The sequence below is a fragment of the Bacillus sp. FSL W8-1202 genome, from assembly GCF_038006165.1.
Lineage (GTDB): Bacteria > Bacillota > Bacilli > Bacillales > Bacillaceae > Bacillus > Bacillus subtilis.
Window position 1 is genome coordinate 842,363 of the sequence record NZ_JBBOUR010000001.1, and the last position, 21,382, is coordinate 863,744.

General features: G+C 46.3%; 20 protein-coding genes, 2 pseudogenes and 3 riboswitches. Of the genes and pseudogenes, 13 read left to right on the forward strand and 9 right to left on the reverse strand.

The window, feature by feature from the left end; translation table 11 throughout:
- The 5 genes from licC to NSQ09_RS04320 form a co-directional block, all read right to left on the reverse strand.
- Positions 1 to 1,359: a PTS lichenan transporter subunit IIC gene (licC, locus tag NSQ09_RS04300; protein ID WP_341030594.1), complete on the reverse strand. Its 1,359-nt coding sequence runs from the start codon at positions 1,357 to 1,359 to the stop codon at positions 1 to 3.
- 15 nt (positions 1,360 to 1,374) lie between these two features.
- Positions 1,375 to 1,683, reverse strand: a complete 309-nt coding sequence (gene licB / locus NSQ09_RS04305) for a PTS lichenan transporter subunit IIB (RefSeq protein WP_003218755.1) — start codon at positions 1,681 to 1,683, stop codon at positions 1,375 to 1,377.
- 128 nt (positions 1,684 to 1,811) lie between these two features.
- A complete protein-coding gene (gene licR, locus NSQ09_RS04310) occupies positions 1,812 to 3,737 on the reverse strand; it encodes a transcriptional regulator LicR (protein ID WP_341030595.1) in 1,926 nt (641 codons plus the stop codon).
- Between the two features lie 162 nt (positions 3,738 to 3,899).
- Positions 3,900 to 4,058 (reverse strand): hypothetical protein, encoded by a 159-nt coding sequence (locus NSQ09_RS04315; RefSeq protein WP_009968374.1) that lies wholly within the window; start codon positions 4,056 to 4,058, stop codon positions 3,900 to 3,902.
- Between the two features lie 28 nt (positions 4,059 to 4,086).
- On the reverse strand, positions 4,087 to 4,677 hold the full coding sequence (locus tag NSQ09_RS04320; RefSeq protein WP_003227303.1) for a DNA-3-methyladenine glycosylase: 591 nt from the start codon (positions 4,675 to 4,677) through the stop codon (positions 4,087 to 4,089).
- A 128-nt stretch (positions 4,678 to 4,805) separates the two neighbouring features.
- On the opposite strand from NSQ09_RS04320, the gene katX reads away from it, so the two are divergent.
- Positions 4,806 to 6,449: a catalase KatX gene (gene katX / locus NSQ09_RS04325; protein ID WP_015250908.1), complete on the forward strand. Its 1,644-nt coding sequence runs from the start codon at positions 4,806 to 4,808 to the stop codon at positions 6,447 to 6,449.
- 103 nt (positions 6,450 to 6,552) lie between these two features.
- Positions 6,553 to 7,755, forward strand: coding sequence for an MFS transporter (locus tag NSQ09_RS04330; protein WP_015250907.1), 1,203 nt, complete (start codon positions 6,553 to 6,555; stop codon positions 7,753 to 7,755).
- Here NSQ09_RS04330 and NSQ09_RS04335 read toward each other — a convergent pair.
- Together NSQ09_RS04335 and NSQ09_RS04340 are read right to left on the reverse strand one after the other, a co-directional pair.
- Positions 7,752 to 8,588 carry an ABC transporter permease gene (locus tag NSQ09_RS04335; RefSeq protein WP_129134101.1) on the reverse strand — a complete coding sequence of 279 codons (837 nt, stop codon included), beginning with the start codon at positions 8,586 to 8,588 and terminating at the stop codon, positions 7,752 to 7,754. The two genes, NSQ09_RS04330 and NSQ09_RS04335, sit on opposite strands and share 4 nt — an antisense overlap.
- Positions 8,585 to 8,821: pseudogene (locus NSQ09_RS04340) on the reverse strand (ATP-binding protein DrrA1-3 family domain-containing protein); the annotation flags it as partial. The gene NSQ09_RS04335 and the pseudogene NSQ09_RS04340, both read right to left, overlap by 4 nt.
- Position 8,822: 1 nt before the next feature.
- On the opposite strand from NSQ09_RS04340, the pseudogene NSQ09_RS04345 reads away from it, so the two are divergent.
- Positions 8,823 to 10,247, forward strand: a pseudogene (locus NSQ09_RS04345) (aldehyde dehydrogenase family protein); the annotation flags it as partial.
- A gap of 41 nt (positions 10,248 to 10,288) precedes the next feature.
- On the opposite strand, the gene NSQ09_RS04350 reads toward NSQ09_RS04345, so the two are convergent.
- Positions 10,289 to 11,125 (reverse strand): YitT family protein, encoded by an 837-nt coding sequence (locus NSQ09_RS04350; protein WP_144453774.1) that lies wholly within the window; start codon positions 11,123 to 11,125, stop codon positions 10,289 to 10,291.
- Positions 11,126 to 11,204: 79 nt separating this feature from the next.
- Positions 11,205 to 11,307: riboswitch (guanidine-I (ykkC/yxkD leader) on the reverse strand.
- Between the two features lie 390 nt (positions 11,308 to 11,697).
- Between NSQ09_RS04350 and NSQ09_RS04355 the strand changes: the two genes are divergently transcribed.
- Complete coding sequence (locus NSQ09_RS04355) at positions 11,698 to 12,240, forward strand: DUF4352 domain-containing protein (RefSeq protein ID WP_041054187.1); 543 nt, start codon at positions 11,698 to 11,700, stop codon at positions 12,238 to 12,240.
- A gap of 71 nt (positions 12,241 to 12,311) precedes the next feature.
- On the opposite strand, the gene galE is transcribed toward NSQ09_RS04355, so the two are convergent.
- A complete protein-coding gene (gene galE, locus NSQ09_RS04360) occupies positions 12,312 to 13,331 on the reverse strand; it encodes a UDP-glucose 4-epimerase GalE (RefSeq protein ID WP_017697231.1) in 1,020 nt (339 codons plus the stop codon).
- A 227-nt stretch (positions 13,332 to 13,558) separates the two neighbouring features.
- Between galE and NSQ09_RS04365 the strand changes: the two genes are divergently transcribed.
- The 9 genes from NSQ09_RS04365 (at position 13,559) to NSQ09_RS04405 (ending at position 21,375) form a co-directional block, all read left to right on the forward strand.
- Positions 13,559 to 14,032 (forward strand): DUF1453 family protein, encoded by a 474-nt coding sequence (locus NSQ09_RS04365; protein ID WP_029726184.1) that lies wholly within the window; start codon positions 13,559 to 13,561, stop codon positions 14,030 to 14,032.
- 17 nt (positions 14,033 to 14,049) lie between these two features.
- On the forward strand, positions 14,050 to 15,270 hold the full coding sequence (gene yxjM, locus NSQ09_RS04370) for a two-component system sensor histidine kinase YxjM (protein WP_341030596.1): 1,221 nt from the start codon (positions 14,050 to 14,052) through the stop codon (positions 15,268 to 15,270).
- Positions 15,257 to 15,913 carry a two-component system response regulator YxJL gene (gene yxjL / locus NSQ09_RS04375; protein ID WP_017697228.1) on the forward strand — a complete coding sequence of 219 codons (657 nt, stop codon included), beginning with the start codon at positions 15,257 to 15,259 and terminating at the stop codon, positions 15,911 to 15,913. The genes yxjM and yxjL overlap by 14 nt, the downstream gene beginning before the upstream one ends.
- Before the next feature lie 49 nt (positions 15,914 to 15,962).
- Positions 15,963 to 17,195 carry a peptidase T gene (gene pepT / locus NSQ09_RS04380; RefSeq protein WP_038429865.1) on the forward strand — a complete coding sequence of 411 codons (1,233 nt, stop codon included), beginning with the start codon at positions 15,963 to 15,965 and terminating at the stop codon, positions 17,193 to 17,195.
- A 104-nt stretch (positions 17,196 to 17,299) separates the two neighbouring features.
- Positions 17,300 to 17,428, forward strand: a complete 129-nt coding sequence (locus NSQ09_RS04385; protein ID WP_003227241.1) for a hypothetical protein — start codon at positions 17,300 to 17,302, stop codon at positions 17,426 to 17,428.
- A 298-nt stretch (positions 17,429 to 17,726) separates the two neighbouring features.
- Positions 17,727 to 17,981 carry a hypothetical protein gene (locus tag NSQ09_RS04390; RefSeq protein WP_072592570.1) on the forward strand — a complete coding sequence of 85 codons (255 nt, stop codon included), beginning with the start codon at positions 17,727 to 17,729 and terminating at the stop codon, positions 17,979 to 17,981.
- A 128-nt stretch (positions 17,982 to 18,109) separates the two neighbouring features.
- On the forward strand, positions 18,110 to 18,598 hold the full coding sequence (locus NSQ09_RS04395; RefSeq protein ID WP_014481330.1) for an LURP-one-related/scramblase family protein: 489 nt from the start codon (positions 18,110 to 18,112) through the stop codon (positions 18,596 to 18,598).
- 65 nt (positions 18,599 to 18,663) lie between these two features.
- A riboswitch (SAM riboswitch) is annotated at positions 18,664 to 18,770 on the forward strand.
- A gap of 82 nt (positions 18,771 to 18,852) precedes the next feature.
- Positions 18,853 to 19,986, forward strand: a complete 1,134-nt coding sequence (locus NSQ09_RS04400; protein ID WP_014481331.1) for a 5-methyltetrahydropteroyltriglutamate--homocysteine S-methyltransferase — start codon at positions 18,853 to 18,855, stop codon at positions 19,984 to 19,986.
- A gap of 68 nt (positions 19,987 to 20,054) precedes the next feature.
- Positions 20,055 to 20,161: riboswitch (SAM riboswitch) on the forward strand.
- Between the two features lie 77 nt (positions 20,162 to 20,238).
- A complete protein-coding gene (locus NSQ09_RS04405) occupies positions 20,239 to 21,375 on the forward strand; it encodes a 5-methyltetrahydropteroyltriglutamate--homocysteine S-methyltransferase (RefSeq protein WP_341030597.1) in 1,137 nt (378 codons plus the stop codon).
- The last annotated feature ends 7 nt before the right edge of the window (positions 21,376 to 21,382 follow it).

Below are 21,382 nucleotides of genomic sequence, written 5' to 3' on the forward strand. Positions count from 1 at the left end.
CTACAGAGCCGCTTCTTTGTCATCTGATGCTGCAGGCGTTTGGACCAGCTCCAGATCGTTTTCTTCTTTCAGCTTCTGCTTATCCCACATTCTGAAGAATGGATAGTAGACAACAAAGGACACGGCGATATTAATGGCTTGCATGACCGCGCCTGAGACTTTTCCTCCTGTCGCCAAGTAGCCTGAAAAGATCGGCGGCATGGTCCACGGCACTGCGATACCCGCCGGTTTTGCGACAAGGCCGGTGCTCATTCCGATGTACGTAAGTGTCACTGTGACAAGCGGTGTGATGATAAACGGAAGTAAGAGCATTGGGTTCATGACGATCGGCATTCCGAATATAATCGGTTCGTTAATATTGAAGATGGCCGGGCCGACCGCAAGCTTCCCGAGCTGCTTCATTTGTTTGCTTCGGGCGCGCAGGAACATCGTGACAACCAGTGCCAATGTGGCGCCGCTTCCGCCAATATTGACCCAGATATCGAAAAATTGCTGGGTGAAAATCTTAGGAAGCTCCTCACCGGCTTGGAATGCGATCCGGTTGGCATCCATTGCGCCGTACCAAATCGGTGCCATGACGCCGCCGACAATGTTTGCAACGTGAAGGCCGCAGGCCCATAAAAGCATTTTGACGGCTTCGGCGACAAGGCTTCCTCCAAGGCTTCCTCCCAGAATGGAAAGCGGAGTCCCCAATAAAACGCTTACAATATTATGAAGGCTTTCAAACGGTGTCGCTTCAACAATCAGCCGGGCTGCCCAAATCAGGAAGATGACGGCAAAGCCGGGGATTAACGCGACAAATGACTTGCTTACCGCCGGCGGAACACCGTCCGGCATTTTGAAGACTAAATTGCGCTGGATAATGAGGCGGTAAATCTCTGTGGACACCATTGCGATAATCATGGCGACAAACAGGCCTTTGCTTCCCATGAGCGAAAGCGGAATCCCGCCGCCAACCATGATTTCTTTCGTCGCGCCATCCGGCATAAACGGCACTTGATAAGGTGTTGCTAATAAAAATGCCGCAAGGGAAATGGCTCCGGCCGACAAGGCATCAACGCCGTATTTCTCGGCGAGCCGGTAGGCGATGCCGAACGCGGCGACAAGACCCATAATTTCAAAGGTCGCGTCGACTGGGTAGGCCAGTTTTTCAGACCAGGAGCTGCCAAACGTTTTTGCCATAAACTCAGCGTATCCCGGGATCGGGAGGTTGCCAATGATGAGGAAAAAGGAACCGATGATAATCAGGGGCATCGTGAGGATGATACCATCACGCAGCGCCTGCAAATGACGCTGTCCCGCAATTCTTCCCGCTATAGGCATGACCTTTTCTTCTAAGATCTGATTGACTTTATTCACATAGCCCGCCCCTCTCTATGACACATGTCCAAGCTGTTCAGCTGATTTCAGCACTTCCGCCCCATTGCACGTGCCATAATGGACGGTATTAATGACGTCTACCGGAACCCCCTTTGACTCTCCTAATTTTTTGAGCTGCGGAAGCATGTAACGGACTTGCGGACCAAGAAGCAATACATCCGCTTTATCGATATGATTTTGTACAGAATCGCCTGAAACTGCCCAAATGGTATAGTCTTTTCCCTGTTCCTGCGCACTTTTTTCCATCTTGCTCACCAGTAAGCTAGTAGACATGCCTGCTGCACAAACGAGTAATATATTCATGTAAAAGACCCCCTAAAGTTTGATCAATTTTGTAATGTCCTGCTGTTGCTATCATCATATTATGAAATCGCTTTCATAAACACTCAGGGTTTTTCCGCAGGCAACGGAAAAAAGGTATATACAGGCTGTCAGCTCAGCATTTTTTGGTCAAACACATCCGAAAGCTCTTGATATGAACGGCATTTGATCAGCTGGTTTACCGCCGCCGGGTCATCCAAAATGCTGCCAAGCAGTTTATACATGCTTTGCAAATCCGCTTTGTTCTCCTTTTCGACACAAAGCAGACAGACAAATTGAACTCGCTGACTCTCCCAATCGATCGGTTTTTTGAGCGTACAAACGGCCCAAAACGTTGTTTTCGTCTGCGGAACAAGCGGGTGCGGGATGGCAACAAGATTGCCAAAACACGTTGGCGACATGTCTTCTCTTTCAAAAATGGAATCTATGATTTCTTCATCGGCAAAGCCGCATTCGACCGCTTTCTGCCCTAAAAATTGAATCACTTCTTCTTTTGAGCGCAGATCCTCCTGAAAAAAAACGAGTTCTTTTTTTAGGTAGCGATTGGCTTTTTCCTTTTCATCACTCAGAATAGATTCTATTTTTGTAAAGTCAGTTCCGCCTAAGATGGTGTTAACCTTCAGTACTGGTACAGGGAGCTCTTTTTTAATCGGAATGGTGCTGATGACAAAATCAATTGATTCGTAGGACATTTGATCAAGACTATAATACTCAGCCGTTCCAAGAATATCGAGCCGCTTGCCGAAATGGGAACGCAGTTTTTCGCGCAGAAGCTGGGCGCTTCCGGCTCCCGATGCGCATACAATGATACAGCGTTTCGGCGGGCTTTCTGTTTTTTTTCGTTCAATCGCGGCGCCAAAGTGGAGAGCCAAATATCCAATTTCGTTTTCATGAATCTCAATATCCGTTTGTTCCTTTATCACGATTCCGGCAATGATCCCGGCTTCAAAAGCGAGTGGATAATGTTCCTTGATCGCTGCCAGCATCGGATTCCGAAGATTCATGCCGTATCGGTTGCGGGTGATCGCCGGCTTCATATGCAGGGCCAAGCCGATTTTCAGCTCTTTGTCATGCAGGATGCCAAGCTTCAGTTCACGATCAACAGCTTTGATCATGGCAAGTGTCAGCTGATCGGTTTCCTCTTCTATTGAAAATGTGTCCTCTCCGCATTGTGATTGTGTCATTCGTTTTGTGCCAAGGAGATGCATGGTGATGTAGGCCGTCTCGTCTTTCGGAAATGTAACGGCAAGCGCTGATTCCAGCTCTTTTACGATGGCTTCTGCAGCCTGGTACTCCTTTTGATGCAGGATATGATCCATATCTTTCGGGAAAAGAGATACATAGTTTTCCGTTCTGATCCGTTTACAGGAGATCGCGATATGGATAATGAGGTTATTCAGTCCCATGTTGGACAGAGGGATGCGGTCGTTTTTCATTTTTTTCAAGATGGCGGAACGGATGATCTCAATTTCTTCTTTTGGCAAAATATCAGCCTTTTCATTCAAAACATCTATCTCCATTTCTCTTTCATCAACAATGTACTCCGCCATGCAGTACCTCATCTGCACCTCGTCCCCGCGCAGCTTGAAGCCGTAATTCGGACGTGTTTCCATGACGATGCGGTAAGGCAGCAGACGTTTCTTTACTTCCTTTAAATCCGTTTGGAGTGTAGATTTTGAGATAAATAGTTCTTCAGCAAGTTCATCGAGCTTGAGATAATGGTCCGCCAGCAGCAGACGTTTCATAAGATAGGCCATTCTCTCCTCCGGCAATACCGGCAGGCCCTTTTTTTGCTGAAATACATCTTGCAGCAGTGTTCTGAATACTTGCTCGTCATCAATGCGGAGCTTGTAGCCGGAGCCTCTTACAGATTGTACAAAGGCACCGTGGCCGCTTAGCACACCTTGCAGTTCCTTTATATCATTGCGGACTGTCCGCGTCGTTACGTTTAATTGCGCGGCAAAAAACGAACTTGTCACCGGGGCTTCAGCCGCCATCAGCAAGCGCAGAATATCACGAAGTCGCCCATGAAGCATGAGAAAAACCTCCTATCTAGTAGATGCAGGGATTCAGTGAATAGGCAGAAAGGATGATGAAGGGATGCGAAATGTATATAAATTCTATAATGGAGAGAATGGCAAGTCAATGAGCATCCGGAGGACTAGAGGGAAAACTGACCTATAAAAAAACAGCCGGGGTCAGCCGGCTGTTCTAGATGCGGACATATTCTTTTGTTTAGACGCCTTGCGGTCCTTCATGATTTTTCGAACAATCGGGTAAATGACCGGCGCCCATTTGATAACGGTTTTGATCATCTTTTTCAAAGCTCCGATTCTCCCTTCTTTTTTCTCAACCATTCCCCTGATTGCCTCTTCCTTAAACATGCTAACGCGACACGTACCTGTTTCCCGTCACCCAGAAACGCCATGGATAATCGCGTGCCTCCCCGCTGTTGTCAATGCCGATGCGCGGGCCGGTTGAAATTGCTTCCGGTGTGTACCCGCTTTCGATGTAAAGCGGCTGTTCCGTGATCCAGCGTCCGTAGTCATTCATCGTGACGCCAAGCGCTTTCGTCAGCTTTCCTGGTCCGTTTGTCCATTCCCTCGGACTCCTGCCCGGCCTTCTCTCCTCCATTAACAGCTGGCCTTCATGCGGCTCAATCGCCCTGATTAATACCGCTTGCGGGACATCCTCTTCCGCGGCAACGACATTCAGCAATGTATGGGTGTGCATCACGTATGTATATACCCGCCCAGCTTCTGCAAACATGATCTCAGTCCGCTTCGTCCGGCGGTTGTTAAAGCTGTGGGCCGCTCTGTCTCCAGCCCCCATATAGGCCTCTGTTTCCACAATATAGCCTGACGCTGTGCCTTCGTCTGTTTCTTTTACAAGAAGGCAGCCCAGAAGCGATGGGGCAAGCTCAAGAGCGGTTTTTTGATAAAACGTGATGGGCAGCGGATTTTTTTCTCTCGTCACGAATCGACCTCTCCTTTTACCGATTTTTGTACATTGTACCATTCCCGAAGCAGATCAAAAAAAACGGCTGTTTTAAAATCTTTCCATTCAGGGAATATTGTTACCGTTCAAAAAAGGAGGGCCAACCATTGAAAGATGATCATCAAAACAAGCAGCACCAAACAAATGCCCAAGGAAGCGAGGAAGCGCTTTCCCATAAGACATCCGGGAAAAACGAGTCAGAGGATACCTTAACGAATAGGCAGGGGCATCCTGTTACTGACAACCAGAATGTGAGAACCGTCGGGAATAGAGGGCCTACAACACTTGAGAACTATGATTTTCTCGAAAAGATCAGCCACTTCGACCGGGAACGCATCCCTGAGCGGGTTGTTCATGCCAGGGGAGCAGGTGCACACGGGTATTTTGAAGCGTACGGAAGCTTCGGAGACGAACCGATTTCAACATACACAAGGGCCAAGCTCTTTCAGGAAAAAGGCAAGAAAACACCGGCATTTGTCCGTTTTTCAACTGTGAATCATGGAAAACACTCGCCTGAAACATTGAGAGACCCGCGCGGTTTTGCTGTAAAGCTATATACAGAAGACGGAAACTGGGATTTGGTCGGAAACAACCTGAAAATCTTTTTTATCCGCGACCCGCTGAAATTTCCGGATCTTGTACACGCATTTCAGCCTGATCCAGTGACAAACATCCAGGATGGTGAACGTATCTTCGATTTCATTTCTCAATCTCCTGAAGCGACACACATGATCACCTTCTTGTTTTCGCCTTGGGGCATTCCGGCCAACTACCGGCAAATGCAGGGTTCAGGCGTACATGCCTATAAATGGGTGAATGAGGAGGGCAAGGCCGTTCTCGTGAAATACCATTTTGAACCGAAGCAGGGCATCCGCAACCTGACACAGAAGGAAGCAGAAGAGATTCAAGGGAAAAACTTTAACCATGCCACACAGGATTTATATGACGCGATTGAAAATGGCGATTATCCAGAGTGGGAAGTGTATGCACAAATCATGAGCGATGATGAGCATCCTGAACTGGACTTTGATCCTCTTGATCCGACAAAACTGTGGTATAAAGACGATTTTCCATGGAAACCGATCGGCAAATTGGTTCTGAACAAAAATCCGGAAAACTACCATGCGGAAGTGGAGCAAGCTTCATTTGGAACGGGGGTGCTTGTCGACGGGCTTGATTTTTCAGACGACAAATTGCTCCAGGGGCGTACGTTTGCCTACTCTGATACGCAGCGCTACCGTGTAGGCGCAAATTACCTGCAGCTTCCGATCAACTCGCCGAAAAAGCATGTCGCCACCAACCAGGAAGGCGGGCAGATGCAATATCGGGTCGATAGAGCAGAAGGACAAAACCCGCACGTCAACTATGAGCCATCCATTATGGGCGGGCTGAAGGAAGCGAAGCAGGACGGAAAAGACCATACGCCGCATGTCGAAGGTGATGTAAAGCGTGAAGCGATTGACAGAACAAACAACTTCGGACAGGCTGGAGAAACGTACCGGAGATTTACTGAATTTGAGCGGAACGAATTGATTACGAATTTGGTGAATACGCTTTCTACGTGCCGAAAAGAAATTCAGGATCAAATGATTGAGAATTTCACAAAAGCTGATCCTGACTACGGAAAACGTGTAGCAGAAGGGCTAAAAAAGGTTTCCGAAAACAACAGCAACGGGCCGATCGGCACAACTGAAACGGAACAGGCTGCAAAGCAGGCTGAACAGGAGAGCCATCCATCTGATCCGTATTAACAACAGCGAACAGGGCTTTTTTTGAAGCCCTGTTTTTTTATTTTTCTATTGAAACGCTTTCAACAATTGTGTTGTACTGGAAGGAAAGGGGTGGAGAGATACGATGGAATTACAGCAGGACTTGATTCCTCAGAAAAAAACAATCGGCGCCTTAGATCACGCCGTTTTTTTATGCATGGTATTTTGTTTCTGGTTTTCAGGCTATATTTACGTTCCTGTATTCAGTCTGTATTTGGAGGATCTGCACTTTTCATATGGCGCAATCGGCATCATTCTCGGCAGCTACGGGGTCACGCAAATCCTTCTGCGATTCCCGCTCGGCCTTTTGTCAGACATCCTGTTTTCCTTGCGCAAGCAATTGTTAATTGCCGGGTTCGGCTTTTCCGTCCTCAGCAGCCTGCTTTTTCTGATGTTTGATTCTTTCTTCTTCGTGCTGGCCGCCCGGCTTTTCGCGGGAATCACTGCTTCTACGTGGGTGATGGCGACCATTTTATACGCACATTATTTCAACAATGGCAATGCATCAAAAGCAATGGGCATCATGCAGTTTTTTACCGTCATGCCTCAGTTTGCCAGCATTGTGTTCTGCGGGCTCGCCGCAGCCCATTTAGGGAGGCAGGTTCCTTTTTGGATGGCGCTGGCAGCTTCTGCCGCAGGTCTGGTGATCTGCTGCTTTATTCAGGATCCGTCTGCTCCTCCCGCAAACCGTGGCACCATTCGTGTCAATCAGTACATCAAAGATACATTGCGGCTGCCAAAGCTGAAGCTTTTCACCATCCTGTCTATGACGGCCCATGCCGTATTATTTATCACAGTGTTTGGTTTTACGCCGCTTTACATGAATCAGCTCGGAATGGGCGACGCGGAGCTTCTTTGGGTGATGAGCGCCTTTTTCCTCCCACACGCAGCCGCCACATTAAGCTTTGTGTTTCTGCGCTTTACAAGCCGTATCGCTTACTTCGTGATGCTCATTAGTTTCGCTGTCACCGGGGTCTGTTTGCTATACGTTCCTTTTTCAGCTGCATTGTTCACGGTTTGCATCACACACGCCTGTATCGGACTGGCGCTCGGCTTCGTTTTTCCTCTGCTGCTAAGCCATGTCGTCGAAATCAGTTCTGCCCGTTTAAAAATGTCAGTGATGGGGTTTTATCAATCATTTTATGCGCTAGGCATCTTCCTCGGGCCCCTTCTTGCCGGAAAAATCGCACAGCTTGTCGGGCTTGCGGGAGTTTTTTATGGAGCCGGGTCTCTGGCATTTGCCGCCTTTTTTGTGATGCTCGCGCAAAAACGTAACATGATCAATTAATAGCTTTCATACCGCCGGAAGCGCCACACAGAAAACACGGCCAGAAGCATGATGCACAGAATGGAGAAAGTGAGTGACCATCCGAAAAAATCTGCCCGCTCTCCATGAAGAAGGATATGCTCCGCCTGCTTGCAAATCTCAGCCGGAAGCCACTTCGCACCATCTGGAAATAATGAAACAGCAAAGGAAACGGCTGCTGTGAGCCCGATCCCGCAAGCCGCAGCTGCTCCGACAGACCGGAATATCGTACTTCCGGCAAGGCCGGCGGTCACAATAAATATCACCCAAAGCGCGTAAAGGCCAAGGCTTGCGGCAAAGCGGCTGAATGATGCGTCCTCAAACAGCAGCCGGACGTAATAATACGCAAGCCCATATCCAGCTGCGAACGACAGAATGCCGATCACACTTTGGGTGAGCCATTTACTCACGATATAATGGGCTGCCGTCACAGGCCGTGACATGATCAGCGCCGTTACCCCTTGATTTCTTTCATTGGCTACACAGCCCATCACACTAAAGATGATTAGAGCCATGCCAAGCGTGTTGAATTGAGAAAGCGTGCTGACCATCACACTAAAGATGATTAGAGCCATGCCAAGCGTGTTGAATTGAGAAAGCGTGCTGACCATCACTTCAGACCCGGAGGGCACCGTAAAACTGATTTTCATGCCATCAGGAAGATTTCCTCCATGTGCGATGATGTCCGGCATATAATAAATGGTCAGCGGCTGTGTCAGCCCGACGATCATCATCGCAATCGGCAGCCAAACCAGCTTGCCGCTTTTCCATCCTTCCAGCCACTCCTTCTGCAATAGCGCCGTCATCACTTTCATGCGTGCACCACCTTTAGATAGACGTCTTCTAGAGACTCCGTTTTCTGTTCAAAGCGGGTGACGGTCAACCCCTTTCGGATACAGTCACTTAATAATGACCGGCCAGCGTTTATATCAGACAGCTCGAAAACCGCTTGGGACAGATTCTTATAGACAATAGCTGAGACGTAAGGCTTCTCTTCAAGCCAGCCTTCCAGCTTCTCTTTCACTGAAAGGGTAAAAACGTTCGTTTGCAACGGAAAATGGACTGGGGGAGAAAGCGGACGTACGGAGGACATTTTGAATCCGTATGACCAGTCTGTGATCACAACAACATCTTTGGCAACGGGCAAACAGCTGGAGGATGCGTTTGACATTGCACAGAAAGCCCAAAAAGAGTGGGCCAAGAGCACGACGGAAGACCGAAAAGCCGTGCTGCAAAAAGCGCGCGGCTATTTACAGGAAAACCGTGATGACATCATTATGATGATTGCCCGCGAAACTGGCGGAACGATTATTAAATCAACGATCGAGCTGGAACAAACGATTGCGATTTTAGATGAAGCCATGACGTATACCGGCGAGTTGGGCGGCTTCAAAGAGGTTCCATCCAACATTGAAGGGAAAACCAATAAGATTTACCGCCTTCCGCTTGGTGTCATTTCATCGATTTCTCCATTTAATTTTCCAATGAATCTATCCATGAGATCCATTGCACCCGCAATTGCGCTGGGTAACAGCGTTGTTCACAAGCCTGATATCCAAACTGCTCTTTCCGGCGGGACCATCATTGCGAAAGCGTTTGAACACGCCGGTCTTCCTGCCGGTGTCCTTAACGTCATGCTGACGGATGTAAAGGAAATCGGGGACGGCATGCTCACCAATCCAATCCCGAGATTAATCAGCTTTACAGGGTCAACAGCAGTCGGGCGCCACATCGGTGAAATCGCCGGGCGTGCCTTCAAACGAATGGCACTTGAGCTCGGCGGCAACAATCCATTTGCCGTTCTTTCAGATGCTGATGTCGATCGTGCTGTGGATGCCGCGATTTTCGGGAAATTTATTCACCAGGGACAAATCTGTATGATTATCAACAGGATCATCGTTCATCAAGATGTATACGATGAGTTTGTAGAAAAATTCACCGCCCGTGTCAAACAGCTTCCGTACGGCGATCAAACCGATCCGAAAACCGTTGTCGGCCCGCTGATCAACGAGCGCCAAATTGAGAAAGCGCTGGAGATCATTGAGCAGGCAAAGGCAGACGGCATTGAGCTTGCGGTTGAAGGAAAACGCGTCGGAAACGTGCTGACGCCGTACGTCTTTGTCGGTGCGCACAACAACAGCAAAATTGCCCAAACGGAGCTATTTGCCCCAATCGCAACCATTATTAAAGCTGGCAGCGATCAGGAAGCGATTGACATGGCAAATGATACTGAATACGGCCTCAGCTCTGCGGTTTTCACTTCTGATTTAGAAAAAGGCGAAAAGTTCGCCCTGCAAATTGACAGCGGCATGACCCATGTCAACGACCAGTCCGTCAATGATTCGCCGAATATTGCCTTTGGCGGAAACAAAGCAAGCGGTGTCGGCCGCTTCGGTAATCCGTGGGTCGTCGAGGAATTTACCGTGACCAAATGGATTTCGATACAGAAGCAATACCGCAAATATCCGTTCTAATTGAAAAAATCCCTCTGCTTCAAGTACAGAGGGATTTTTCTTTATTTAGATATATCCACAAACCCTTCGCCAAACACATCGCGTACGTCATGAACGATCACAAACGCTTTTTTGTCGTAGCTTCTAATGATTTTTTTCAGCATAGACAGCTCCTGTTTGTTAATGACGATATACAAAATCTCTTTTGATTGGCCCGTATAATTTCCCTTCCCTGATAAAATCGTCACGCCCCGATCCATCAAGGTATTTACCTGCTCTGCAATCTCACTCTTATTTTCTGAAATGACCGTAATCGCTTTTTTCGTATTCAAACCTTCAATAATGAAGTCCATCACTTTGGTACCAATATACAGCATCACGATCGTAAACATCATTTTTTCTGCACCAATAATAAAATAAGAGCTAAATACTACGATTAAATCAAAAAACAAGAGTGCATAGCTGATATTCCAGTCTAAATATTTATTAGCAATTCTGGCCAAAATCGCGGAACCAGCCGTCGTCCCGCCGACCCGGATAATCATGCCGATCCCGACTCCCGCAAATACACCTGCGAAAATCGTATTAATGATCAATTCATCAGACGGAATGCTCCACCCATGTGTCAGATGAAGAAAAAGCGAATTTGCCGCAACCGCAATGATCGTATAAACCGTTGTTTTTCCATCCAGAAACTTGTAGCCGATTAAAAGCAAAAACGCATTTAAGATAAAGTTCGTGACACCAGGAGACCATTGAAACAGATAATACAAAATCAGCGTAATCCCAGTGACTCCGCCTTCCCCAAGATCATTGGGAATCGCAAATAAATTAACCGCAAGCGCGAAGAAAAAAGCGCCAATCACAAGCATAAGTACATCCAGCATTCTCTTTTTCATCACGAAAACACTCCTTTTCATTGTTCTGTTCTACTAGCAAATAAAAAAACCCAGGAGAACGCTCTCGAAAAAGAGCAGAAACTCCTGGGCTTTTATCCCACCGTGTCATAACAGCCAAACTGCTATGTGTTTTCTCTCGGTCACAGTCCAATTTGCATTGCGGAACCCTAGAAAACCACTGTTTTTATCATATCCTTTTCACTTTCCAATATTAGCATTATAAGGGACGGTTCGAATTGGTTCAAGGGGTATTTGCGGAGTTTTCATCAGATAAGCTGGAAGAAAAAAACGATTTATCTATTAAAAAAGAACAGATATAGCCGATAAGAAAAAAAGCATATATTTTACAAGTGAATTCAACTATAAAATGATAATAATTATGATAAATTCATAATTTTATATTGACTAAGTGAAATAATATAGGCATTATAGTACATATGTTTCGTACATTTTATTACATAGGAGGAAATATAATGGCAGGAAAACTAGTACCCTGTAAAGCTTGCGGTCAAGAAATTGCAAAGGGTGTAAAAAAATGTCCTAACTGCGGTAAGGATCAACGTAACTTTTTTATGCGACATAAAATCATTACGTTTATTCTCGCAGTTGTTGTCATCATTATTATCGGTAATATGATTGGCGGCGGAGGCGGTTCAGAAGCCACTTCCAAAACATCAAGCGGAAGCAAAGCAGAAACTGAAAAAACATACAATATCGGTGATACTGTAAAAACTGAAAAAACTGAAGTGACAGTTACGAGGGTAGAGGACAGAGATACTGTCGGTACTCAATATGTTGAAAAGAAAGCATCTGATGGTGGTACAATTGTAGCTGTTCAATATACAATTAAAAACGTATCTAAAAAGCCAATAAGTTCTTTTTCAATTCCAACTGTTAAATTAGTTGATGCTGATGGTACTTCTTATGATTCTGATATTGATGCTTCTGTAAACTATGCAACTGAGACAAAAGTTGATAACTCTAAAATTTTGAGTGATCTAAATCCTAATATTAAAGTAACAGGTGTAAAAGCATTTGAAGTTGACAAGGAAGCTTATGCAAAAGGCACTTGGAAACTAAAATTCAGTAATGATGTTATTGTGAAAATCAAATAACAGCTAACAAGGGTGCCTGTTCAGGCACCCTTGTTCTTTAAAGGCCTTCTCTATTGAGAAGGCCTCCATTCTTATTCCGCACTCTTATACCCATTCACATTAGAAGACTGCCATCTCCAGGAATCAGCACACATTTCCTCAAGGCCGCGTTTCGCTTCCCAGCCCAGTTCCCGCTTGGCTTTCGCAGGATCTGCAAAGCATGTGGCGATGTCTCCCGGACGGCGGTCCGCAAAACGGTACGGAACCTCTTTCCCTGACACTTTTTCAAAGGCTTTGACCATTTCAAGCACGCTGTAGCCTGTGCCTGTTCCAAGGTTGTATGCATCGGCTCCTGTAGTGTTCAATACTTTTTCCAGCGCCTTGACGTGGCCTTCTGCGAGATCAACGACGTGAATATAATCGCGTACGCCTGTCCCGTCTTTTGTCGGATAGTCATTTCCGAATACGCTTAATTGCTCGAGCTTCCCGACTGCTACCTGTGCCACATACGGCATAAGGTTATTTGGGATTCCGTTCGGGTCTTCACCGATCCGTCCGCTTGGATGCGCGCCGAACGGGTTAAAGTAACGAAGCAGCGCAACGCTCCACTCATTGTCGGCTGTATGCAAATCACGCAATATTTGTTCAAGCATGAGCTTTGTCTGCCCATAAGGATTTGTCGCGCCTAATGGAAAGTCTTCCGTAATCGGCGATGTTTCCGGAACGCCGTATACTGTCGCAGATGAACTGAATACGATTTTCTTGACGCCGTATTTCTCCATGGCCTCGCATAAAATAAACGTTCCTGTCAAATTGTTATGATAATATTTGAGGGGAATCGCCACAGATTCGCCGACTGCTTTTAACCCTGCAAAATGAATCACAGCTTCGATTTCATTTTCAGCAAAAACGGAATCTACCGCTTCCCGGTCCAATAAATCCGCTTCGTAGAACGTTAAATCTTTTCCTGTAATCTCCTTGACACGGTTCAGCGCTTCAGCTGAACTGTTGGACAGATTATCAAGAACAACAATCTCGTAGCCGCTGTTCAATAGTTCAACACATGTGTGGCTGCCAATGTACCCGGCACCGCCAGTAACAAGTATTGCCATGATGTAACCCTCCTAAAAAATGACCTGTTTTCATTATATAGTGTTTAGAACCGGTCCACATCCATTTTTAAGAAGTTTAATCGTTTATTAATAGTTTTTTCATATATTATCAGCATTTTCATACCTTTATGCAGCGCGAACAAGTATAGCAGCTGAAAAATCAATCTGCCGGTTGACGTTTTTCTTTCCCTTTTTCGCTATGCTTAATGCAGAAAGGATTTGATGACATGGCGATGAGCCCATATATTTTTATTGTATTGATTCTTATTATTTTATCGATGTACCGAGAGAGAGCTGTCAGACCCGGGAAGTTGCTGATCATTCCGCTGCTGCTCTTATGGGGCGTATCAGCATCGTTTCAGCCGGCGTATTTTCATTCCGTATTACATGTGGCGATCAGCGGCATTTTATTATTAATCGGGCTGGCCTGCGGGTTTGGCATTGGGAAGATGGTAAATGTACGGATTCACCCGGAAACCGGAAAGGTCACTTCACGCGGCTCACTTGGGAGTGTTATCCTCATTCTAGTGATACTTTCTTTGCGCATGGCCGCGAGAACATGGCTGCCTGAGAGCAACGAGATGTTTATTGCCATTATTCATTCTATGTTCTTCATTCCCCTCGGCACCATCACAGCACGCAACATCATGCTTTACAAAGCATACCGACGGCTGACCGACGGCAAAGTATCCATTCAATAACCGAAAGAAGGATCAGCATGAACGGACAAACTCCGGCTCGGCACTACTACAAGAAGCTTGTGCCGAGCCTTATTCTCATTTTGAATTGCATACAATTTTTATCTCACCCAGCCAAAGCTGATCCCATTTTGTTAGCATTTGTATTTGCGGTATACTTAGCATTCATTTGGATCATTCCCTATGTGGCTTCCGCTGCTGTTAGTTTGTGCATATTCATCGGACTCTGGCTCCTGACCGTTTTTCTTTGGGCTGTTTCCGGCCAAGAGCAGGGAGCCGCCTTTTTCTTACTCGTATTTTTAATGGTTTATGCGGCCATAAAGCTCCCTGCACGGCTGTCTTTGATCTTCACAGCATGTTTAATTGGAGGCAACATATTACTCCTATCCTCACAAGGGGGAAGCTTGAATACCATCATCAGCAACATCTCGATCATGCTCGGTCTGTACGTCCTCTTCTCCTCCATGCGTTTCAGACGAGAAGCGAGAAGGGAGGCTGAACGGAATCATGCTGAATTGGCAAAAATGCATGTGCAGCTGGAGCATGCTCATAAAGAACTCCAGAAAGCGCATGCAGAGCTGCAGGAGGCTTCTGTTCTTTCATTAAGGTACGCGGTCCTTGAGGAACGTACAAGAATTGCCCGCGACATTCATGACAGCATCGGTCACGAGCTGACTTCTGTGATTGTTCAGCTTCAATCCCTTCCCTATATCCTTAAAAGCAGCAAGGAGGATTCAGAAAAAGTCATTCAAAATGTACTGAGTGTCGCCAGGGAGTGTCTTCAAGAAGTGCGGTCTGTTGTTCACCAAATGGGCCGTAGTGAATCGATGGTGGGGCTTACCGCTTTGCGGGGGCTCATTCATCAAGTGGAGGAACGGAGCGGCTTGCACGTTTCTTTAGATACTGCCGGACTGTCAGAAGAGTCTTGGCCTCCAAACGTGAGCGAAACGATCTACCGCATCTTGCAGGAAGCGCTGACCAATATCATTCGTCACGCTGACGCTTCTCATGCGGCGGCCGTCATTTCTAATGACAAGTCCCATCTCTATGTCACAATCACCGACGACGGACAATTCACCGGCAGCCTTACTTATGGATTTGGCCTGACAGGAATGAAAGAGCGCGCAGAAAAAGCAGGCGGTTCCCTTACTTTCAGTGCCGTACAGCCGAGCGGCCTGAAAATTGAGCTGTCATTGCCGCTCATGACAACGCATAAGGAGCAAAAAGATGAACAAAGATAAAATACGCGTCGCGCTTGCCGATGATCAGCCGCTTGTGCGTGAAGGCTTCCGCTACGTCATCAACGCACAGCCGGATATGACGGTTTTTGGCGAGGCCGGCGACGGTCACGATATTATAGCACTCGCAAAACAAACAAAACCCGATGTCATCCTCATGGATGTCCAGATGCCGCGTTGCTCAGGCATCGAAGCGGCGAAAGACATTATGTCCGCACTTCCAAATACAAAGATAGTCATTTTAACCACCATTGACACGGAAGAATACGTATTTGAAGGCATCCGTGCGGGCGCAGTCGGCTATCTGCTGAAGGATACACTTCCTGAGGAGTTGATAGATGCGATTCGCGCTGCGGCGAGAGGCGAGGCGATTTTCCGTACAGTCACAGCTGCTAAAATTATCAGTGAGACATTTCGAGCGAAGCAACAGCCCCATGCCGAAGAACTGGCAGAGCCGTTCACCAAAAGAGAGCTTGAGGTTCTTCAGCAAATGGCCTACGGACTGAGAAATGAGGATATTGCTGAAAAGCTTTTCGTCAGTGAAAGCACTGTGAAAACCCACGTGCACCGCATCCTGCAAAAATGCAATGCCCAAGACCGGACACAGGCAGTCGTTTTTGCCATTCGAAACGGTATTGTGCAATAGAAATCTCTCATCCCGCCATGCTAAAATAAGACAAAGGAGATGATTGGAAATGAAAGAAGAAATCATTGAACGGTTTACTACATATGTAAAAGTCGACACACAGTCCGATGAATCCGTTGACACTTGTCCTTCCACACCCGGCCAATTGACATTAGGAAACATGCTCGTTGATGAATTGAAGTCCATCGGCATGCAGGATGCAGCCATTGATGAAAACGGCTATGTCATGGCAACTCTTCCCTCCAATACTGAAAAAGACGTGCCGACAATCGGCTTTCTCGCTCACGTTGACACCGCTACAGACTTTACCGGCAAAAACGTGAATCCGCAAATCATCGAAAGCTATGATGGAAAAGACATCGTTCTTAACGAAAAGCTGCAGGTCACCCTGTCACCTGATCAATTCCCTGAGCTGTCCGGCTATAAGGGCCATACACTCATCACCACAGACGGCACCACCCTTCTCGGCGCAGACAATAAGGCCGGTATCGCTGAAATCATGACAGCCATGGATTACCTCATCAAACACCCTGAAATCAAGCACGGCACAATCAGAGTCGCCTTTACGCCTGATGAAGAAATCGGAAGAGGGCCGCACAAATTTGATGTGAAACGGTTCAATGCTTCCTTTGCCTACACGGTTGACGGCGGGCCGCTCGGCGAGCTTGAATATGAAAGCTTCAATGCCGCTGCCGCAAAAATTACGATTAAAGGCAACAACGTACATCCCGGAACAGCTAAAGGAAAAATGATCAACTCTGCGAAAATCGCGATGAAGCTGAACAGCCTGCTGCCGGCAGACGAAGCGCCTGAATATACGGAAGGCTATGAAGGCTTCTATCACCTGCTGTCGATTCAAGGAGACGTAGAGGAAACAAAGCTCCACTACATTATCAGAGACTTTGACAAAGAGAATTTCCAAAACAGAAAAGAAACAATGAAGCGTGCCGTTGAAGAACTTCAAAACGAATACGGGCAAGACCGGATTCTGCTGGATATGAACGACCAATACTACAATATGAGAGAGAAAATTGAACCTGTCATCGAAATCGTCAACATCGCCAAGCAAGCGATGGAAAACCTCGGCATCGAACCGAAGATTTCTCCCATCCGCGGCGGCACCGACGGATCGCAGCTGTCCTACATGGGGCTTCCGACGCCAAACATCTTTACAGGCGGGGAAAACTTCCACGGCAAATTTGAATACATCTCAGTTGATAACATGGTCAAAGCCGTAAATGTCATCGTTGAGATTGCAAAGCAGTTTGAAGCGCAAGCCTAATGCCAAAAGCCAGTCCAAAAAAGGACTGGTTTTTTTGTGTGAAAATGAAACATTTTAAACACGTCCTCCGTAAAACAAGTATCAACAAATGAGGAGGAAAAACAATGACAAAACATGCAATCGCTGCAAAGAGTCTCTTGAAAAAATGGATCATTTCCAGGCCGCTTAACATGCAAAAGAAATCCAGCCCATTTCAAAAAATCAGAAAAATGTTCAAACGCTTCTTCAAATAAAACATTCAAATCCCCAAGATACAATCCGTATTCACCCGTACCGCCCAAATGCTCCGAAATTTGGGTTTTTTGTGTTCAATTCCGCAAAATAGGGTATAAACCAAACAAGCAAGAAAACAGCACCCAAAAACAGGCAATTTGAATTACGAAAACTTAGGTTAAAAGTTATATAAAGGAATTTATTTTATCGTCGATAGTAACTATAGAACCAATCATCAACAAGAGCAAACAGCGTAATTCAAGACTATTTTCAGGTCATCAGGTAATACTGTTTTAGAGGGACAGTTTCTTATTATTTATTGATTTAGAATTTTTTGAATACTTTTTGGCATTTTATCCATACAATAGAGAGTACCAAAACTTTTTTTGGGAGGTATGTAATATGATCCTATTTATTATCATCGCATTATGCGGCTATCTTCTTTTTTCTTTCAGCAAGGACAATCGCCGCAAACCGCAAAAGACAAGCCCTCTGCCAGCAGCCGCACCTCATCACAACAACCTAATCGACCTTGACGCCATCCGCCAAAAACGCCGGATGCATCTTTCCTAATTCTATATTTCAAACGAAAAGGCTGCTGAATCACGCAGCCTTTTAAAATTGGTTTGATTTAGAGCCTGAAACCTTTTCGCCACCTATCCGTAATTTCATACAAGGCAAACCCAAAGGAGACTTCAGCAATGATCGAGTTATTTATGAAACAAAAAATGTTCTCATTTAAAGATGCATTTCACATTTATGACCGGGATGAACAAGAAACATTCAAGGTGGAGGGGCGTTTTTTCTCGTTAGGAGACTCATTACAAATGACAGACTCATCTGGGAAAACGCTCGTTTCCATAGAACAAAAACTAATGTCTTTATTGCCGCGCTATGAGATTTCAATTGGCGGGAAAACAGTTTGTGAGGTAACGAAGAAAGTAACGTTTTTCAAACCGAAATTTGTGATTTCCGGGCTTAACTGGGAAATCGATGGTGATTTATGGAGGGATGAATTCCAGCTGACGGACGGGGAAAATGTCCGGATGTCAGTGAGCAAAAAGTGGCTCAGTTGGGGTGATTCCTATCACTTGCAGATTGCAAACGAGGGAGATGTTCTGATTTGCACTGCCATCGCTATCGTGCTTGATATGGTTTTATATAACGATGAAGATGAAAGTATTTTCTAAAAAGCATTGACAATTGATCCAAAAGTAATAATATTAAGATAATTGAAATCTGAATATGAAGTTGTACCTTATCAAGAGAGGTGGAGGGACTGGCCCTATGATACCCGGCAACCGCTGTTTCAAACAGAATGGTGCTAAATCCTTAAGAACATTGCGTTCTTGCAGATGAGGCGGAGATTTGATCGTTCAAGCTCTTCCTTACACAAAGGAAGAGCTTTTTACATGCTCAATATTTCAGAAAAGAGGCGAATAACATGGCTCAACAAACGAATGTTGCAGGACAAAAAACAGAAAAACAACGCAAAGCACCTTTCCGCGCCGATCATGTCGGCAGTTTGCTTCGTTCCGTTCCGGTGAAGGAATCCCGGCAAAAAAAAGCGGCTGGTGAGATGACAGCGGAACAGCTTCGTGATATCGAAAATCAAGAGATCACCCGCATCGTGGAAAAACAAAAAGAAATCGGTCTCGATGTGGTAACAGACGGGGAATTCCGACGTTCCTGGTGGCATTATGACTTCCTGGAAGGACTTGACGGTGTGGAACCGTTCATCCCGGCTGAGGGAATTCAGTTCCATAACACAAAAACGAAAGCGCGCAGCATCAAAGTGACGGGAAAACTCGATTTTACGAGCCACCCAGCGCTTGCTGATTATCAATTTTTACATGAGATTGCTGGTAACGCGACGCCAAAATTGACCATTCCCAGCCCAAATATGCTGTTTTTTGGCGAAAAGGCGGATAAAGGGATTTATGACGATCAAGAGGAATACTTTCATGATCTGGCCCAAGCGTACAAAAAAGCAATCAAAGCCTTCTATGATGCTGGCTGCCGTTATCTCCAGCTCGATGATACGTCATGGTCTCTCTTCTTTGAGGAAAAAGGCAGAGAGGTTGTCCGGGCGCTCGGCGGCGATCCAGAAACATTGCCAGCCATATTTGCCAAAACAATTAACGATGCCGTCGCAGACCGGCCTGACGATTTAACGATCACAATGCACATTTGCCGCGGCAACTTCCGCTCAACCTGGGCGGCATCAGGAGGGTACGACGCTGTAGCGGAAACGATTTTGGACGGCTTAAACCTTGACGGCCTTTTCTTGGAATACGATGATGACCGCTCCGGAAACTTTGATCCGCTCCGTTTTGTGAAGCGCAAGGATCTGCAAATTGTGCTCGGCTTGATCACATCGAAATACGGCGAGCTTGAAAATCCTGAGGATGTGAAACGCCGTATCAATGAAGCCGCGCGTTTTGTCAGCTTGGACCAGCTATGCCTGAGCCCGCAGTGCGGTTTCGCCTCTACAGAAGAAGGCAACCTTCTGACAGAGGAGCAGCAATGGGCAAAGCTTCGCCATGTCATCGACATTGCCAACGATGTGTGGAGATAATCTATCATTGACAGAAATAGAAAATGTGTGAATAATAGATACTATCAGAAAATTTCATAAAAAGGTTTTCCTTATCAAGAGAGGTGGAGGGACTGGCCCTGCGATACCCGGCAACCGCTGTTTAACAGAATGGTGCTAAATCCTTTAGAGCAATGATTGCTCTTGAAGATAAGGTTGAGATTGTCACGCAAGCTCTTCCTTATCCAAAGGAAGAGCTTTTTTACATTTGAATGGAAAGAAGGAATGGACAACATGTCACAACAAACAACACCCGCAGAACAAAAATCACTTCAAAGAAAAAAACCGCCGTTTCGCGCGGATCAAGTCGGAAGCCTGTTGAGATCTGAGCCCGTTAAAAAAGCGCGGCTGCAAAAAGCGGCCGGCGATATTACGGCTGAGCAGCTTCGCCAGATCGAAAACGATGAAATTATCCGCATTGTGGAAAAACAGAAGGAAACCGGCCTGAACGTCGTGACAGACGGTGAATTCCGCAGAGCATGGTGGCACTTTGATTTCCTGGAAAACTTAGATGGCGTTGAGCCGTTTACTCCTGAGCAAGGCATTCAATTCCATAACGTACAGACAAAAGCACGCGGCATTAAAGTCACAGGTGATATCGACTTTTCAACTCACCCAATGCTTGAAGATTACTCATTTCTCCATAGCATTGCCGGTGACGCGACGCCAAAGATGACGATTCCAAGCCCGAATATGCTGTTTTTCCGCGGAAAATTGGAAAAAGGTGCATACAAAAACGACTATCACCTTTTCCAGCATGATGTATCCAAAGCATATAAAAAAGCGATTCAAGCGTTTTATGACAGAGGCTGCCGCTACCTCCAGCTTGATGATACAGCGTGGGCCGTTTTCTTATCAGAAAAAGGCTTAAAACAAATCGAAGCGTTCGGAACAACGCCTGATGAGCTTCGCCAGCTGTTTGCGCAATCGATTAACGACGCGATTGCAGACCGCCCGGATGACTTGACGGTAACCATGCATATTTGCCGCGGCAACTTCCAGTCCACTTGGACAGCGGAAGGCGGCTATGACGCAGCAGCCGAAACCATCTTTGACGGCTTGAATCTTGACGGACTTTTTTTAGAGTATGATGATTCACGCTCAGGCGGATTTGAGCCGCTCCGTTACGTAAAACGGTCTGATCTTCAGCTTGTTCTTGGCTTAGTGACATCTAAATTCGGTGAGCTTGAACATCCGGATGACGTGAAACGCCGTATCGAAGAAGCGTCCCGTTATGTAAGCTTAGACCAGCTTTGCCTCAGCCCTCAATGCGGATTTGCTTCAACTGAGGAAGGCAACAAGCTGACTGAAGAACAGCAATGGGCGAAGCTCCGCCATGTGGTTGAGATCGCTAATGATGTTTGGAAATAAGCAAAGA

What these genes read in the sequence shown, in the direction of transcription:
- NSQ09_RS04330 (WP_015250907.1), top strand. Translation starts at nt 6,553, where the DNA reads ATGGAATTACAGCAGGACTTGATTCCTCAGAAAAAAACAATCGGCGCC.
- NSQ09_RS04385 (WP_003227241.1), top strand. Translation starts at nt 17,300, where the DNA reads ATGACAAAACATGCAATCGCTGCAAAGAGTCTCTTGAAAAAATGGATC.
- NSQ09_RS04365 (WP_029726184.1), top strand. Translation starts at nt 13,559, where the DNA reads ATGGCGATGAGCCCATATATTTTTATTGTATTGATTCTTATTATTTTA.
- pepT (WP_038429865.1), top strand. Translation starts at nt 15,963, where the DNA reads ATGAAAGAAGAAATCATTGAACGGTTTACTACATATGTAAAAGTCGAC.
- yxjM (WP_341030596.1), top strand. Translation starts at nt 14,050, where the DNA reads ATGAACGGACAAACTCCGGCTCGGCACTACTACAAGAAGCTTGTGCCG.
- NSQ09_RS04350 (WP_144453774.1), bottom strand. Translation starts at nt 11,125, where the DNA reads ATGAAAAAGAGAATGCTGGATGTACTTATGCTTGTGATTGGCGCTTTT.
- NSQ09_RS04315 (WP_009968374.1), bottom strand. Translation starts at nt 4,058, where the DNA reads ATGGTTGAGAAAAAAGAAGGGAGAATCGGAGCTTTGAAAAAGATGATC.
- licR (WP_341030595.1), bottom strand. Translation starts at nt 3,737, where the DNA reads ATGCTTCATGGGCGACTTCGTGATATTCTGCGCTTGCTGATGGCGGCT.
- NSQ09_RS04355 (WP_041054187.1), top strand. Translation starts at nt 11,698, where the DNA reads ATGCGACATAAAATCATTACGTTTATTCTCGCAGTTGTTGTCATCATT.
- NSQ09_RS04405 (WP_341030597.1), top strand. Translation starts at nt 20,239, where the DNA reads ATGTCACAACAAACAACACCCGCAGAACAAAAATCACTTCAAAGAAAA.
- NSQ09_RS04400 (WP_014481331.1), top strand. Translation starts at nt 18,853, where the DNA reads ATGGCTCAACAAACGAATGTTGCAGGACAAAAAACAGAAAAACAACGC.
- yxjL (WP_017697228.1), top strand. Translation starts at nt 15,257, where the DNA reads ATGAACAAAGATAAAATACGCGTCGCGCTTGCCGATGATCAGCCGCTT.
- NSQ09_RS04335 (WP_129134101.1), bottom strand. Translation starts at nt 8,588, where the DNA reads ATGAAAGTGATGACGGCGCTATTGCAGAAGGAGTGGCTGGAAGGATGG.
- licB (WP_003218755.1), bottom strand. Translation starts at nt 1,683, where the DNA reads ATGAATATATTACTCGTTTGTGCAGCAGGCATGTCTACTAGCTTACTG.
- NSQ09_RS04395 (WP_014481330.1), top strand. Translation starts at nt 18,110, where the DNA reads ATGATCGAGTTATTTATGAAACAAAAAATGTTCTCATTTAAAGATGCA.
- galE (WP_017697231.1), bottom strand. Translation starts at nt 13,331, where the DNA reads ATGGCAATACTTGTTACTGGCGGTGCCGGGTACATTGGCAGCCACACA.